Here is a 14,691-nt window from a genome sequence, read left to right as displayed (position 1 = left end):
CCCGTGGCCGGTGACGAGTCCTAACGGCGCCCCGAGACGACCGTGGAGAATCAGACGATCCGGTTGAACCTGTCGAACGGTGGCCGCGGCGAGCGCGGATAGATGGTCGACGGGTCGCCATAGCCCAGTGTGGAGATGAAGTTGGTCTTCACGCCCGGCTGGTCGGCGAAGAACGCCGTATCCACCGCCTCGGCATCGAAGCCCGACATCGGCCCGGTATCCAGGCCCAGCGCCCGCGCCGCGATGATGAAATAGGCGCCCTGCAACGACGAATTGCGGAACGCCGAGGCCTCGCGCAGGGCGGTGTTGCCCGCGAACCAGGACCGGGCATCGGCATGCGGAAACAGTTCGGGCAGATGTTCGTGAAACTCGACATCCATCCCGATGATCGCAGTCACCGGCGCCTTCCGCACCTTGTCGCGATTGCCCTCGGACACACAGCCGGCCAGCTTTTCCCGCGCCTCGTCGCTGACGCACCAGATCAGACGCGCGGGCAATTGGTTGGCAGAGGTCGGACCCCATTTCATCAGGTCCCAGATTGCGTGCAGCTGCTCCTCGCCGACCGGCCGGTCGAGATAGCCGTTGTAGGTGCGCGCATCGCGGAACAGCGTGTCGAGGGCGGCGTCGTTCAGGGGTTCGCGCATCAGACCGCCCTCACCTCGGTGACCTCGGGAACGTAATATTTGAGCAATTGCTCGATGCCGTTCTTCAGCGTCGCGGTCGACGACGGGCAACCGGCACAGGCGCCGTGCATGCGCAGGAACACCTTGCCCTTGTCGAAGCCGCGATAGACGATGTCGCCACCGTCGTTCGCCACCGCCGGGCGGACGCGCGTGTCGATCAGCTCGCGGATCTGCGCGACGATGTCGGCATCGGCGGGATCATCGGCGACCTCCTCCTCCGCAGGCGGCACGCTGAAGCCGGCGCGCGCCTCGCGGAACAGCGGCATGTTGGCGGAGAAATGATCGAGCAAGATGGCGAGCACATCCGGCTTCAACCCCGACCAGTCGACGCCCGGCGCCGCCGTCACCGACACGAAGTCGCGGCCCAGGAACACGCCCGTCACGTCGCCCAGCGCGAACAGCGCCTCGGCCAGCGGGCTCGCCTCCGCCTCTTCGGGGGTGGCGAAATCGCGCGTACCGGCATCCATGACGATGCGGCCGGGCAGGAACTTGAGCGTCGCCGGGTTCGGCGTGACTTCGGTCTCGATCAGCATGGCCGCCATGTGGCGCGGGCGCGGGTCGCGATCAAGCGGCACGACGGAAAGGCTTTGTTTCGACGATCCACACAAATCTCCCCGCTCGCGGGAAGGACGTCACGCTCCGCCCAAATACCGCAGCACGAGCCCCGCCACCCAACGTCCGGGCTGGCGCAGCGGCCTGGCGAAGCGCAGGCGGAGGACGATCCGCGCGCTACCGCCGCCATTCCAAAGTTCGTGATCGCGGGTGTCGTCGAACACCAGGGTCTCGCCCTCCGCCCAGCGCAGGGTGCGATCGCCGAGCCGCATGCGCGCGTCGCCGTCGCGCGGCACCGACAGCGCCAGGTCGCAGGTGACCAGCGCCTTGCTCGCCCCGCGCTTCGCCGCGACGTGGGCGCCGGGCGGCAGGACGGCGAAGGCGGCGTCGTATAGCCTGGGAACCGCCGCCAGCGCGGCCGTGGTCCGCGGCGCGCCAGCGAGCTGCTCGATCACCGGATCGCCCCGCCGCCAAAGCAGAACGTCGCCCGACCGGTCGGTCCGTGCCAGCGCCTCGTCGCGGATCGCCCGCCAATCCTGGCGCAGCGTCGCGGTCCAGGCAAAGTCGCGCACGTCGAGCACCGGCGCGTCGGGCACCAGCGACGAGGCAGCGATCAGCCGATCGAGCGAATCCCGCAATCGTCCGCCCGGCCGCGACACCGGCCGCCGCTTTTCCGCCACGATCGTGCGTGGGTCGGCGGGCGGCGTGCCATTTCCGCAACCATGGCCGCCCTCGCCGAGGCGCCGCCGCCCCGCGCCTGCGCCATACGTCACACCGATCGTCATCGTCTCTCGCATCGCCCTGTCATCACGGCCTGTTCTTCACGGCCGGATACGTGCCCGACCGGATCATCCCGGGCCGCGTCGCTACGCTTCGAGCGGGGCGAAATCATGGCCATGACGCGGTCGCTTTGCGCATCGCTGGCGGGATCGGTCGCGGGGCGCTACAAGCCGTCGCCTATGGCGTTCTTCTCCCGCGCGCTCGCGCCTGTTCTGCTTATCGCCCCGCTGCTGGGGCTCGCCAATCCGCTGGCCGGCCAGTCCGCCCCGTCCGCCACCGCGCCTGCGGTCAAGGTCGACACCAGCGCCTGGCTGTACAAGGGCAGCGACCTGCCGCCCGATCCGGCGTGGAGCTTCGGCACCCTGCCCAACGGTTTGCGCTATGCGGTGCGCAAGAACGGCGTACCGCCTGGGCAGGTGTCGATCCGCGTCCGCATCGACGCCGGCTCGCTCTACGAACAGGATTCGGAACGCGGCTACGCGCACTTCATCGAACATCTGTCGTTCCGCGGCTCGCAATATGTGCCCGATGGCGAGGCGAAGCGGGTGTGGCAGCGGTTCGGCGCGACCTTCGGCTCCGATTCCAACGCGTCGACCACGCCGACGCAGACGCTCTACAAGCTCGACCTGCCCTCGGCGACGCCGCAGACGCTCGACGAGAGCCTCAAGATCCTGTCGGGGATGATGGCCAATCCGACGCTGACCGATGCCGCGGTCGCCGCCGAACGGCCGATCGTGCTTGCCGAGCGGCGCGAGCAGCCGGGGCCGCAGGTGCGACTGGGCGATGCCGCCAACGCCCTGTTCTTCGCCGGCCAGCCGCTCGCCGACCGGTCGCCGATCGGCACGCTGAAGACGCTGGAGGCGGCGACTGGCGCGTCGATCAAGGCCTTCCACGACCGCTGGTACCGACCCGAGCGGGCGGTGGTGATCATCTCCGGCGACGTCGATGCGGCGACGCTTGGCCAGCTCGTCGTCAAGCATTTTGCCGGCTGGCAGGGCCATGGCCCCGACCCCGCCGACCCCGACTTTGGCAAGCCCGATCCCAGCAAGCCGACCAGTGCGACTCTGGTCGAGCCCGGCCTGCCGCCGCTGGTCATGATGGGCGTGCTGCGTCCCTGGCATTTCAACAACGACACCAAGATCTTCAACCAGAAGCGGATGGTCGACACGATCGCCGCCAAGGTGCTGAGCCGCCGTCTCGAACGCCGCGCCCGCGCCGGCGCCAGCTTCGTCCAGGCCGGCGTCGACCTCGACGACCGCTCGCGCTCCGCGAACATGACGACGGTGCTGATCCTGCCGGTCGGCGACCAGTGGGAACAGGCGCTGAAGGACGTCCGCGCCGAGATCGCCGACGCGCAGAAGACACCGCCGACCCAGGCCGAGATCGACCGCGAATATGCCGATTACGAGGTCGCGATCCGCAACGGCGTCGAGACCGCGCGGGTCGAGGCGAGCGCCAAACAGGCCGACGACATGGCAGGTGCGCTCGATATCCGCGAAACGGTGACCGCGCCGCAGAACCAATATGACATCCTGACCGACGCCAAGGCGAAGGGGATGTTCAACCCCGCCGCCGTGCTCGCCTCGACCAAGAAGATCTTCGAGGGCGAGGCGACACGCGCGCTGGTCAACACCCGCACCGCCGAGAAGGGCACCGCCGAAAAGCTCGCCGCCGCGCTCAAGGCCGACGTGTCGAAGCTGACCGTCAAGCGCGCCACGCAGGGATCGGTCGACTTTTCGAAGCTGCCCGCGCTCGGTGCGCCCGGCACCGTCGCCAGTCGCGAACAGGTCGCCGGCCTGCCGCTCGAACAGGTCCGTTTCGCCAATGGCGTGACGATGCTGCTGTTCCCCAACCCCGACGACACCGGCCGCGTCTTCGTCCGCGTCCGCTTCGGCCGCGGCTACAATGCGCTGCCCGCCGATCGGCCGTCGCTCGGCTGGTCGGGCGATCTGGCGCTGATGGAGAGCGGCATCGGCACCCTCGGCCAGGACGATCTCGACCAGCTCACCGCCGGCCGGCAGCTCGGCCTCGACTTCGGCCTCGACGACGACGCCTTCTCGATCGCCGCGCTGTCCAGCCCGAACGATTATGCCGACGAACTGAGGCTGATCGCCAGCAAGCTTGCCGCGCCGCGCTGGGATGCCGCCCCGGTGCTGCGCGCCAAACAGGCGGCGCTGACCGCCATTCCCGGCTATCAGTCGTCGGCGGACGGCGTGCTGTCGCGCGACCTCGAAGGCTTGTTGCACGACAATGATCCGCGCTGGCGCACCCCGGATGCGAAGGCGATCAACGCGCTCACCCCGGCCGCGTTCAAGGCCTTCTGGGCGCCGCTGCTGGCCAGCGGCCCGATCGAGGTCGACGTCTTCGGCCAGGTCGACGCCGATGCCGCGATCGCGGCGGTGGCAAAGAGCTTCGGCGCGCTGCCGCCGCGCGCCGCCGCCAACGCGGCGGCGCCGCCGGTCCGCTTCCCCGCCCATGTCGCGACGCCCGTCACCCGGCTGCACGACGGCCCCGACACGCAGGCGGCGGCGGTGATCGCCTGGCCGACCGGCGCGGGCATGGCGGACAGCGCCACCGCGCGCCAGCTGGAGGTGCTGGCGCAGGTGTTCAGCGACCGGCTGTTCGAGAAGATGCGCCAGGCCGCCGGTGCCAGCTACAGCCCCGGCGTCGCCAGCACCTGGCCGAAGGGGCTGCCGGGCGGCGGCCGGTTGATGGCGATGAGCCAGGTCGCGCCCAGCAACGTGCCGCTGTTCTTCCGCCTCGCCCGCGAGATCGCCGCCGATCTCGCCGCCCATCCGGTCAGCGACGACGAGCTCGCCCGCGTCAAGGGACCGCTGCAGCAGCTCTACCAGCGGGCCGCGACCAGCAGCCTGTTCTGGCTGCGCGAACTGTCGGGCGGCACCACCGACCCGACCCGCTTCGAGGCGACGCGCCGCATCGGCCGCGACTTCGGCGCCGTCACCCCGATCTCGCTACAACAGACCGCAGCGAAATATCTGGTGCCGGACAAGGACTGGACGATGGCGGTGCTGCCACGAAAGAAGCCGGCGAAATGACACGGGCGGGAGGGGATGGGATAGTGCCCCTCCCGCCCTCCCTGCAGAGAGGCAGGCGTCCGGTCTTTTTGCGAGTCGGTAGCGCTTTTCGCAACAAGCGCTTCGCATTACATAGGGCGCATGCCTCGCAAGATCGATCTCGAAGCCCTCTGCGCCCAGAAGGGCCTGCGCATCACCGAACAGCGCCGCGTCATCGCGCGCGTCCTCTCGGAGGCGGAGGACCATCCCGACGTCGAGAAGGTCTATGAGCGCGCTTCCGCGATCGATCCCGGCATCTCGATCGCCACCGTCTACCGCACCGTCCGCCTGTTCGAAGAGGCGGGCATCCTTGATCGCCACGATTTCGGCGACGGCCGCGCCCGCTACGAACCGTCGCCGGAAGCGCACCACGACCATCTGATCGACGTCGAGACTGGCCGGGTCATCGAGTTCGTCGATCCGGAGGTCGAGCAATTGCAGAAGGCGATCGCCGAACGGCTCGGCTTCCGCCTCGTCGACCACCGCATGGAATTGTACGGCGTCAGTCTCGATCGCAAGAACTGACGCGGGTGACCGGGGCGGCCAGACCTGACGGCGGTGCGCCCCGCCCCGTCCGTTCCGCCCCGTCCGTCCCGCCAGGGCCTGACCACATGGCCGCCACGCTGCGTCTCGCCATGCGCCTCGCCGCTCTGGTCGCGGCGCTGGTGCTGGCGCTGGTGCTGCACGGTCTGTGGCGGCTGGTGCGCCGGCCCTCGCCCTGGCCGCGCCGGTTCCTCGGCCGCGTCGCCCGCATCGTCGGTGCCCGTGTCCGCCTCGTCGGCCAACCCTTGAGCCGCGACGCCGTGCTGCTCGCCAACCACCTCAGCTGGATCGACATCCTCGGCATCGCCGGCGCCACCGGCAGCGCCTTCGTCGCCAAGGGCGAGCTGGCGCGCGTGCCGTTGATCGGCTGGCTGTGCACGCTCAACCACACGATCTTCGTGTCGCGCGAGGATCGACTGGGCGTCACGGCGCAGATCGCGCAACTGCGCGCCGCGCTGACCCACGGCTGGCCGGTGACGATCTTCCCGGAAGGGACGACCGGCGACGGCAGCAAAGTCCTGCCGTTCAAGGCCTCGCTGCTCGCCGCACTCGACCCGCCGCCGCCCGGCATCCGCGTCCAGCCGATCCGCGTCGGCTATGACGCCCCCGACCTCGCCTGGGTCGGCGACGAGCCAGGCCAGGCGCACGCGCTCCGCGTCCTGCGCCGCCGCGGCACCTTCACCGTCACGCTCACCTGCCTCGCCCCCTTCGACCCGGCCCAATATGCCGGCCGCAAGGCGATCGCCGCCCAGGCCTGGCAACAGGTCGCCGGCGAGCCGCAAGGCTGACCATCGTTCCGACCGCCATCAACCGGCCGCGGCGGAAGCGACACCGACACGGCGACGGCAGACGTCCGGTGATCAACCGGCAGCCGTTCTCCAGCGGCGGCAGCAACGCGAACAGTGATCACCGGCGTGATCCCGCTTTCTCCGGCGGATGATGTCCTGCTCGCATGGCCTGCGGGCGGCGTCTGACGCGCACTTCCGCCCAAAAGCGGCCTATTAAAGCGGACGACCAATACCTTTTTTCCGCAGTGCGTCTCGCCCTGCATGCGTTAGTTCGATGCAGTATCCCGCATCTTGCCCTGTCTTCTTCCATGATGCTGGGTCTTGAAGGACGGTTTGGGCCCGTTGGCTCGGCACCGACGTGGTTGTGTTCTCGTGCCACCTCCCAAATGTGATCTCAACGAACCCTTTTTTGACCATGTCGATCAGCAGCGGAGTGCGGCTATCGACCGCGTCGGGACGCATCGCAGGAAGGCAGTCGCCAAAGTCCCATAGCGCAAAATGATCATCTAAAAGGAGATCGAGGGCTACCACCTGATCAGGACTCATGCACGATCGCTACCACTCAGGTGATCTTATCTGCAACGTCCGCTTTTCCCTAAAAGCGGACAAGCCGCTCACGCCCAATAGCGGACGTTCCTCCTCCGCCTGCTAGCTATCATCCGGATCGGCACATAGATTGCGGCCATGGAAACCGCTTACGTCTTGCACCACGTCCGATCTGACGATGAGTACGGCGACGACGCCAAGCTGATCGGGGTGTATAGCTCTCCGTCCCGAGCGGAGGCGGCAGCGAAGAGACTCCGGCAAGTGCCGGGGTTCTCTGCCCATCCCGACGGCTTCACCATCGATCCCTATCCCGTAGACGAGGATCACTGGCGTGACGGCTTTATTGGCTGACGCCCACTTGCCGACATTCGTGACAGGGCCGATGCTCGCACGATGAACGTAGTCGATCCCGAATTGCGACTGTCTGCTCAGCGGGCCTTACTCGGTGCGATCCATCCCGAAGTTCGTATGGTGAAGGTCCGACGCGACGGCAGCCAGATCACTTTCACGGCAATCTGTGATCAGCCCTTCAGCGATAACGCGCTCGATGCCCTAGCCACCGCCGCAGCAGAAATTGCGGCCGACTTCCCCGAATGCGAGGTCGACGGAAGGTTCGTTGGCAGCACGGCTGCGCTTCCCGCAGAGAACGTGTTGGCGGAAGGGTGGATTTTTCAACGGGCAGAGCCGGGCGTCCGCTAACGCCCAACGGCGGGCATCCGGCCTCGCTATATGGAGGTGCAATCACAATCGAGGCGTAGCGCGCTCTACCCACCACGCGTAGAGCAAAATGCCTGCTCCTACGATGGCGCTTATGACGGCGAGTTGAAGTCCTTCTGTGCGCTCGGTAGCGCTAGAGAAACTTGCTGCGATGCCTAGCGCTAGTCCCGCAACAACCATGATCCAACCCGCCAAAGCGTCAGGCCATCGCGGCCGAGGATCCAGCTTTTCTATCAGTAGGCGAGCGCTTGAAGGATCTAGCTCGAGCGCCTTGCGGATGGTCCTGTTTAGGATAGCATGAGAGATCAACCGGCGGACCTGTGAAACAAAGATCAGCATCAGCGCCAGAACGCCGAGCGGTATGACTGCGTCTATCATTATTTCATGTTAGAGGTGCCGCCACGAGTTCCGCAATGGCGGTGTGCGGCCTCAAATGTCCGCTCTCCTCCCAAAAGCGGACGGGCCGCTATCGCCCAAAGTCGGTCATCGCCGAAGGCGTTACGCCTACCAGATTGCAGACATTGCTAATGCGCTGCATCGTAGGACGATGATGAAGCAGGAGCGGTTGTGGTCTCGGTATTGGGGCATTCGCGACGATCACCAGAACGGCTATGCCATGCCAATACTTTGGCACCTTGCGCTTCGCCGCGATCCGCTGGCTATGACGGAGCTTGGCAGCACATTCGACAGGCCGGGACGCATCGCCGACCCATTCAGCCAAGAAGGACTTGCATATCGAGCCTTCCGTCATGGCCATCCGAACGGTGCGCAGCATCTAGCGCTGAACGCCTTTAACAGGCGTAACCTCGTTGGATACCGGTACTGGTTAGGTCGTGCCGCTCGGTCGGGCGATAGCGAAGCAGCAAACGAACTACGTCGATTTGAAGTCCGTTTGCCTCACACGAACGCTCGCCGGATCGGCCGCCAACGTCCGCATCGCCGCTCCGACTTCTTCTAAGCGGACAGTCCGCTCTCCCCCAAAAGCCGACGCCCCCACCCGCGCGCCCACCGGTCCATTGCTGCCCGGCTTTACCATCTCGCAAGATTCGCCCGGCTAAAGCCCTACAAATGCACGCAACGTTCGACATCACCGTGGATCCCGGACGCGCCCTCGTCCGCATCGTCATGGCCGGCTTCTTCGAGCCGCAGGACGTCGCGCGCTTCGTCGCGGCGCGCGATCTGGCGCATCGCCGCCTCACCTGCGCGCCGAACCAGCATGTGACGCTGGTCGACATCCGCGACATGGCGATCCAGAGCCAGGACATCGTCGCGCGCTTCCAGGCAGTGCTGGGCGCGCCGGCGACCCGCTCGCGCCGCATCGCCTTCGTCGTCGGTGCCTCGCTGGCCCGCAAGCAGATCGTGCGTGCGGCGGAGGGCCGCGGCGCTCGCTTCTTCCTCGATCCGGCGGAGGCGGAAGCCTGGCTGATGCAGCCTGATACCGCCGATATCGCCGCCTGATCCGCGCGACGCGCCGATCCCGGTGCGCCGCGTTCAGCGCCGGCCGAAGGTGTAGCTGAGGCCGATGCCGCCGGACGGCTGATCGCGCGATCCCCACCGGCGCACCACCGGCGACGCCGCGGCATCCCCGACCAGCCGGTCATAGCGGGCATAGGCATAGACGCCCCAGCGGCCGCCCAGCGATCGCACCAGCCCTGCGGTCGCGCCGACCGCCTGCACCCCGCCCGCCGATCGATAGGGGCGGAGCCCGGCGCGCGCCGCCTCCGCCGCGGTGATGCCGAAATAGGCTTTGTCATAGCGCGCGTTCGACACGGTCACTCGCGGCCCGATCGACACCAGCCAGTCATCACCCCGCCGGGCGACGTAATCGGCCCCGAGATTGGCGACCAGGCCGCGATGGCCCCCCAGCCCCTGGCGAATCTCGCCGCGCAGGCGGAATATCGGGCCGACAGCATATTGCAGCGATCCGCCGAGTTCGATCGTGCGGCCGATGCGGGGCAACAGCCCGTCGGTGTCGCTCGCCAGCCGCCGCCCCTGCACCGCCAGCGCCGGCCCGATCGCGAAGCCGTCGCGCTGCCAGATCGCGAAACCGGCGCTTTCGTCGGCCGCCTCGAAGGTGAAGGGGTCGTCGCCCTTCGCCCGCGACACGTCGATCAGCGGCGATAGGCGCGCGCGCTTAGCGCCGGGATAGGCGGGGACAAGTTCCGGCCCCAGGGTGATCCGCGTCCGCCGCGGCGGGCGGCGTTCGTCCTCCTCCTGCGCCCAGGCCGCCGGCGATTGGCACAGCATCAGCGACAGGGCCGCCAGCGACCCGCCGCGCCGGGCGGCGCGGGCTATTGCCGCGTGCCGTGCGACATCTCGCGCTGCTGCTGCACCTCCTTGCTCTGTGCGATGATGTTGCCGACGTAGATCACCACGATCAGCACGCCGACGATCGCGCAGATGATCGCAATCCGCCGGCCGGCTTGGCTGGTCTCCTCGGGGGGCACGGGCATGATCGTCTCCTGGTATCGGCATCGGACAACCCTTCCCCTCTTCGTTGTTTCCACCCGCCGCAGTCTCGCGCTGCGGGCGGCCGGCTGGCGAAACCGCCGCGAAACCGCTATGCGGCCCACCATGAAGACTGCTCCAAAGACCTTCCACGTCAAGTCCTTCGGCTGCCAGATGAACGTCTATGACGGAGAGCGGATGACGGAGCTGATGGCGGCCGATGGGATGGTCGCCACCGACGATGCGGCCGCCGCCGACCTCGTCGTGCTCAACACCTGCCACATCCGCGAGAAGGCGACCGAGAAGGTCTATTCGGACATCGGCCGCCTGCGGAAGGTGGCGGGCGAGCAGGGCCGCGCGCCGATGATCGCGGTCGCCGGCTGCGTCGCCCAGGCGGAGGGCGACGAGATCGTCCGCCGCGCCAAGGTCGACGTCGTCGTCGGGCCTCAGGCCTATCACAAGCTGCCCGATCTGGTCGCCAAAGCGGCGGCGGGCGCTCCCGCGCTCGACACCGACATGCCGTTGCTGTCGAAGTTCGGCGCCCTGCCCGCACGCCGCCGGGTCGGCGCCAGCGCCTTCCTCACCGTGCAGGAAGGCTGCGACAAATTCTGCACCTATTGCGTCGTTCCCTACACCCGCGGGGCGGAGGTCAGCCGGCCGTTCGCGGCGATCGTCGACGAGGCGAAGGCACTGGTCGACGCCGGCGCGCGCGAGATCACGCTGCTCGGCCAGAACGTCAACGCCTGGAGTGGCGACGGCCACGACCTCGGCAGCCTGATCCGCGCGCTCGACCGCATCCCCGGCCTTGCCCGCATCCGCTACACGACCAGTCACCCCAACGACATGACCCAGGGGCTGATCGACGCGCACCGCGACGTCGAAAGCCTGATGCCGTTCCTCCACCTGCCGGTGCAATCGGGCAGCGACCGCGTGCTCAAGGCGATGAACCGCAGCCATGATCGCGATTCCTACCTGCGCCTGCTTGATCGCGTCCGCGCCGTACGCCCCGACATCGCCTTGTCCGGCGACTTCATCGTCGGCTTCCCCGGCGAGACGGAGGCCGAATTCGCCGAGACGCTCGCGCTGGTCGATGCGGTCGGTTACGCCCAGGCCTTCTCGTTCAAATACAGCCCGCGGCCGGGCACACCCGCGGCGACCATGGCCGACGAGGTGCCGGCGGCGGTAATGGACGAACGGCTGCAGCGGCTGCAGGCGGCGCTCAACCGCGACCAGCATGCGTTCAACGCCGCCAGCGTCAACCGCGACTGCCAGGTGCTGGTCGAACGCCGCGGCAAGCTGCCTGGGCAGGTGCTCGGCAAGTCGCCGTGGCTGCAATCGGTGCATCTGATCACCGATGCGGCGATCGGCGACCTGCTCGACGTGACGCTGACCGCCGCCGGCCCCAATTCGCTGACCGGGGTGGAACGGGTCGCGCGCGCCGCGTGAGCGATTCGGGGGCTGTCCTACAAGGAATTCGGCTGTCAGACTGGCGCTCGCGGGTTTTCAAACCCACATTGGATCGTCTGTCATGAAGCGTCGCTATGCGCGAACTTTGTGAACTTCCGACTCGAAAGGACCGCATGAGCCGCAAGCCTGTCCCCGCCCAGTCCGGTGAACGCAGCCGGGTTGAGCTCCTGTTCGACAAGCCCCAATCGCTCAGCGCCCTGTTCGGGCAGTACGACCAGCACCTCGTCGCACTCGAGAACCGGCTCGGCGTCTACATCACCGCCCGCGGCAACCGCGTCGGGCTGGAGGGGACGGCGGAGCAGGTCGCGCTCGCCCGCGACGTGCTGAACGACCTCTACCAGCGCATCCAGCGCGGCGAGGAGGTCGACACCGGCCTCGTCGACGCCTCGATCGCCATGGCCGCGGAACCGACACTGGACGGCATCGTCAGCGCCGAACGCGGCGCCCTGCCCTCGGTGATGATCCGCACCCGCAAGAAGACGATCGTCCCGCGCACCCCCGCCCAGGCGCATTACATGCGCGAGCTGACCAGCCACGACATGATCTTCGCGCTCGGGCCGGCGGGCACCGGCAAGACCTATATCGCCGTCGCCCAGGCGGTGGCGCAGCTAATCACCGGCTCGGTCCAACGGCTGATCCTGTCGCGCCCTGCGGTGGAAGCGGGCGAGAAGCTCGGCTTCCTGCCCGGCGACATGAAGGAGAAGGTCGACCCCTATCTCCGCCCGCTCTACGATGCGCTGCACGACTGCCTGCCCGCCGAACAGGTCGAGCGCCGCATTGCCAGCGGCGAGATCGAGATCGCGCCGATCGCCTTCATGCGCGGCCGCACGCTGGCGGATGCCTTCGTCATCCTCGACGAGGCGCAGAACACCACCCCGGCGCAGATGAAGATGTTCCTCACCCGCTTCGGCCAGAACAGCCGGATGGTGATCTGCGGCGATCCCAATCAGACCGATCTGCCCGGCGGCGTCGCGGCGAGTGGACTGGCCGACGCTACCTATCGGCTGGAAGGCGTAGAGGGCATCTCAATGTGCCGCTTCACCGCCGCCGATGTCGTCCGCCACCCGATCGTCGGCCGGATCGTCGAAGCCTACGAAGGCGTCCCATCCTGATGCTGCAGATCGAACTGACCCGCGAACAGCCCTGGCCCGAGGGCGACTGGGAGGCGATCGCCACCCGCGCCGCCCGCGCCGCGATCGAGCGGACGCCGCATGGCGAACTGCTCGCCACCCCCGCGGTGGTCGAAATCTCGCTACGCCTGACGTCGGATGACGAAGTGCACGTCCTCAACCGCCAGTACCGGCACAAGGACAAGCCGACCAACGTCCTCTCCTTCCCGATGGTTCAGCCCGACCTGATCGACACGGTCAGCCAGAATTCGGATGATGGGGAACTTCTGCTCGGCGACATCGTCCTCGCGCACGGCGTCTGCGCCGCCGAAGCCGCCGAACGGGGTATCGGCGTCGCCGATCACGCCACCCATTTGATGGTGCACGGCGTCCTGCATCTGCTAGGCTACGACCATATTGAGGACGACGAGGCCGAGGGCATGGAGGAGATCGAGCGGCAGGCGCTCGCCACGCTCGGCATCGCCGACCCCTATCTGATCCAAGAGGACTGACACGAACACCGATGGCCGAGGACCGAAGTAGCGCCGCGCACGGCGGCGACCAGCAGGACAGCAGCCTGTGGCGGGTGCTGAAGGGATTCATGTCGGGCGGCCGTGTCGAGGAATCGCTCCGCGCTCAGCTCGAAGAGGCGATCGACCGGCATGAGGGCGATCCCACTCCCGACGTCAAAGGTGACCTGACGCCGCTCGAGCGGCAGATGGTCCGCAACCTGCTCCACTTCGGCGAACGCGACGCGGGCGACGTCGGCGTCCCGCGAGCCGACATCATCGCGGTCGAGGAACAGACGACGTTCGATCATCTGGTCGAGATTTTCGCCGAGGCCGGTCACAGCCGCCTGCCTGTCTATCGCGGCGAGCTCGATACGATCATCGGTATGGTCCACATCAAGGACGTGTTCAACATCCTCGCCACCGGCGCCCCCCGCCCGGAAGGGATCGCGGCGTTGATCCGCCAGCCGCTCTACGTGCCGATGTCGCGCGGGACGCTCGACCTGCTCGCCGACATGCGCGCCAGCCATGTTCACCTCGCCGTCGTGCTCGACGAATATTCGGGCACCGAAGGCCTCGTCACGATCGAGGATCTGATCGAGGAGATCGTCGGTGATATCGCCGACGAGCATGACGAGGCGCCGGAACAGTTGCTGGTGCCGATCGATGGCGGCGCCTGGGACGTCGATGCCCGCGCCGAATTGGAGGACGTCGCCGAACTAATCGACGCGCGGCTCGGCGAGGCGGAGAGCGACGTCGACACCGTCGGCGGGCTCGCGGCGGTGCTCGCCGGCCATGTGCCGCACGTCGGGCAATGCCTCGACCATCCGAGCGGCTGGAAGCTCGAGGTGCTCGACGCGGACGAGCGCCGTATCCACCGTCTGCGCCTGCACCCGCCGGTGCCGACGCCCGAGGACGCCTGACCCCCGGCGGCGGTCACCGCCGGTTCAGCCGCCCTGCGCAGGATGCCGACTCGTCTACCGCCGCCCGGGAGCCGATCATGTATCCTGCCGCCCTTCGCGCCCTGCTGGCCGCCGCCGTGCTGCTACCCGTGCCGGCGGCAGCGCAATCCTGGAGCTCGATCACGCCGATCCCGTCCGGCCCGCGGATCGACCCCAATTCACTCGTCCGCGACACCGGTGCGATCCGCGACAGCATCCGCGCGGGCCGGCGCAGCGGCCAGCTGACCCGGCGCGAGGCGAGCGTGCTGCGCGGCAAGGCCGCCGGCATCGACGCGCGCGCCGACATCCATGCGCGGGACGGTCTGTCTGACTCTGAGCGGGCCTTTCTGCAGAGCAACGCCGAGGCGCTGCGTGGGCAGGTCGATGCGGCCCGGTTGCAGGGCAAGCGCTAATCGCTTCAGCCGATCACTACTTTCGCGATTAAGCGTTTTTCCGATCAGTCGAGCTGCGCTACCAGCAGCAACATCGTCGCCGCGCCGCACGTTGACCGCGCGTCAGCCCGCCGCGGCTAGG

The 14,691-nt window shown here is 67.8% G+C and carries 18 protein-coding genes; 12 read left to right on the top strand and 6 right to left on the bottom strand.

Annotated features, from left to right (window positions below):
* Positions 1–50: 50 nt before the first annotated feature.
* From D9601_RS13430 to D9601_RS13420, 3 genes are all read right to left on the bottom strand, one after another.
* Positions 51–644: a malonic semialdehyde reductase gene (locus D9601_RS13430; RefSeq protein WP_198354568.1), complete on the bottom strand. Its 594-nt coding sequence runs from the start codon at positions 642–644 to the stop codon at positions 51–53.
* Positions 644–1,216: a NifU family protein gene (locus D9601_RS13425; protein WP_198354567.1), complete on the bottom strand. Its 573-nt coding sequence runs from the start codon at positions 1,214–1,216 to the stop codon at positions 644–646. The genes D9601_RS13430 and D9601_RS13425 overlap by 1 nt, the downstream gene beginning before the upstream one ends.
* A 99-nt stretch (positions 1,217–1,315) precedes the next feature.
* On the bottom strand, positions 1,316–2,020 hold the full coding sequence (locus D9601_RS13420; RefSeq protein WP_198354566.1) for an aspartyl/asparaginyl beta-hydroxylase domain-containing protein: 705 nt from the start codon (positions 2,018–2,020) through the stop codon (positions 1,316–1,318).
* A gap of 174 nt (positions 2,021–2,194) precedes the next feature.
* Here D9601_RS13420 and D9601_RS13415 point away from each other — a divergent pair, with 174 nt between their 5' ends.
* The 3 genes from D9601_RS13415 to D9601_RS13405 all read left to right on the top strand — a co-directional run bounded on the left by D9601_RS13415 (position 2,195) and on the right by D9601_RS13405 (position 6,420).
* Positions 2,195–5,071 carry a M16 family metallopeptidase gene (locus D9601_RS13415; protein WP_198354884.1) on the top strand — a complete coding sequence of 959 codons (2,877 nt, stop codon included), beginning with the start codon at positions 2,195–2,197 and terminating at the stop codon, positions 5,069–5,071.
* Between the two features lie 120 nt (positions 5,072–5,191).
* The gene (locus tag D9601_RS13410; RefSeq protein ID WP_198354565.1) at positions 5,192–5,614 is read left to right on the top strand and encodes a Fur family transcriptional regulator; all 423 of its coding nucleotides are present in this window, start codon (positions 5,192–5,194) and stop codon (positions 5,612–5,614) included.
* Between the two features lie 86 nt (positions 5,615–5,700).
* Positions 5,701–6,420 carry a lysophospholipid acyltransferase family protein gene (locus D9601_RS13405; RefSeq protein ID WP_198354564.1) on the top strand — a complete coding sequence of 240 codons (720 nt, stop codon included), beginning with the start codon at positions 5,701–5,703 and terminating at the stop codon, positions 6,418–6,420.
* A gap of 213 nt (positions 6,421–6,633) precedes the next feature.
* Here D9601_RS13405 and D9601_RS13400 read toward each other — a convergent pair whose 3' ends face one another.
* Positions 6,634–6,966, bottom strand: a complete 333-nt coding sequence (locus D9601_RS13400) for a hypothetical protein (protein WP_198354563.1) — start codon at positions 6,964–6,966, stop codon at positions 6,634–6,636.
* A gap of 138 nt (positions 6,967–7,104) precedes the next feature.
* On the opposite strand from D9601_RS13400, the gene D9601_RS13395 reads away from it, so the two are divergent.
* The 4 genes from D9601_RS13395 (at position 7,105) to D9601_RS13380 (ending at position 9,141) form a co-directional block, all read left to right on the top strand.
* Positions 7,105–7,317, top strand: a complete 213-nt coding sequence (locus tag D9601_RS13395; protein ID WP_198354562.1) for a DUF7336 domain-containing protein — start codon at positions 7,105–7,107, stop codon at positions 7,315–7,317.
* 42 nt (positions 7,318–7,359) lie between these two features.
* On the top strand, positions 7,360–7,665 hold the full coding sequence (locus D9601_RS13390) for a hypothetical protein (protein ID WP_198354561.1): 306 nt from the start codon (positions 7,360–7,362) through the stop codon (positions 7,663–7,665).
* 565 nt (positions 7,666–8,230) lie between these two features.
* The gene (locus D9601_RS13385; protein WP_198354560.1) at positions 8,231–8,641 is read left to right on the top strand and encodes a hypothetical protein; all 411 of its coding nucleotides are present in this window, start codon (positions 8,231–8,233) and stop codon (positions 8,639–8,641) included.
* 110 nt (positions 8,642–8,751) lie between these two features.
* The gene (locus tag D9601_RS13380; RefSeq protein WP_198354559.1) at positions 8,752–9,141 is read left to right on the top strand and encodes a hypothetical protein; all 390 of its coding nucleotides are present in this window, start codon (positions 8,752–8,754) and stop codon (positions 9,139–9,141) included.
* Positions 9,142–9,174: 33 nt separating this feature from the next.
* Here the strand turns inward: D9601_RS13380 and D9601_RS13375 are convergent, their stop codons facing one another.
* Positions 9,175–9,930 carry a MipA/OmpV family protein gene (locus D9601_RS13375; protein ID WP_198354558.1) on the bottom strand — a complete coding sequence of 252 codons (756 nt, stop codon included), beginning with the start codon at positions 9,928–9,930 and terminating at the stop codon, positions 9,175–9,177.
* 44 nt (positions 9,931–9,974) lie between these two features.
* Positions 9,975–10,136 carry a hypothetical protein gene (locus D9601_RS13370; RefSeq protein ID WP_198354557.1) on the bottom strand — a complete coding sequence of 54 codons (162 nt, stop codon included), beginning with the start codon at positions 10,134–10,136 and terminating at the stop codon, positions 9,975–9,977.
* A gap of 121 nt (positions 10,137–10,257) precedes the next feature.
* On the opposite strand from D9601_RS13370, the gene miaB reads away from it, so the two are divergent.
* The 5 genes from miaB to D9601_RS13345 all read left to right on the top strand — a co-directional run bounded on the left by miaB (position 10,258) and on the right by D9601_RS13345 (position 14,570).
* A complete protein-coding gene (gene miaB / locus D9601_RS13365) occupies positions 10,258–11,577 on the top strand; it encodes a tRNA (N6-isopentenyl adenosine(37)-C2)-methylthiotransferase MiaB (protein ID WP_198354556.1) in 1,320 nt (439 codons plus the stop codon).
* A gap of 134 nt (positions 11,578–11,711) precedes the next feature.
* Positions 11,712–12,710 carry a PhoH family protein gene (locus D9601_RS13360; protein WP_198354555.1) on the top strand — a complete coding sequence of 333 codons (999 nt, stop codon included), beginning with the start codon at positions 11,712–11,714 and terminating at the stop codon, positions 12,708–12,710.
* Entirely contained in the window at positions 12,710–13,219 is a 510-nt protein-coding gene (gene ybeY / locus D9601_RS13355) for an rRNA maturation RNase YbeY (RefSeq protein ID WP_198354554.1), read from the top strand. The genes D9601_RS13360 and ybeY overlap by 1 nt, the downstream gene beginning before the upstream one ends.
* 11 nt (positions 13,220–13,230) lie before the next feature.
* On the top strand, positions 13,231–14,139 hold the full coding sequence (locus D9601_RS13350; RefSeq protein ID WP_198354553.1) for a hemolysin family protein: 909 nt from the start codon (positions 13,231–13,233) through the stop codon (positions 14,137–14,139).
* Between the two features lie 77 nt (positions 14,140–14,216).
* Positions 14,217–14,570 carry a hypothetical protein gene (locus tag D9601_RS13345; RefSeq protein ID WP_198354552.1) on the top strand — a complete coding sequence of 118 codons (354 nt, stop codon included), beginning with the start codon at positions 14,217–14,219 and terminating at the stop codon, positions 14,568–14,570.
* Positions 14,571–14,691: the final 121 nt, after the last annotated feature.

It is taken from the genome of Sphingomonas sp. MA1305, from assembly GCF_016107325.1.
Classification (GTDB): domain Bacteria; phylum Pseudomonadota; class Alphaproteobacteria; order Sphingomonadales; family Sphingomonadaceae; genus Sphingomonas.
Note: the sequence above shows the minus strand (reverse complement) of the source record. Positions and strands in the feature narration are given on the sequence as shown.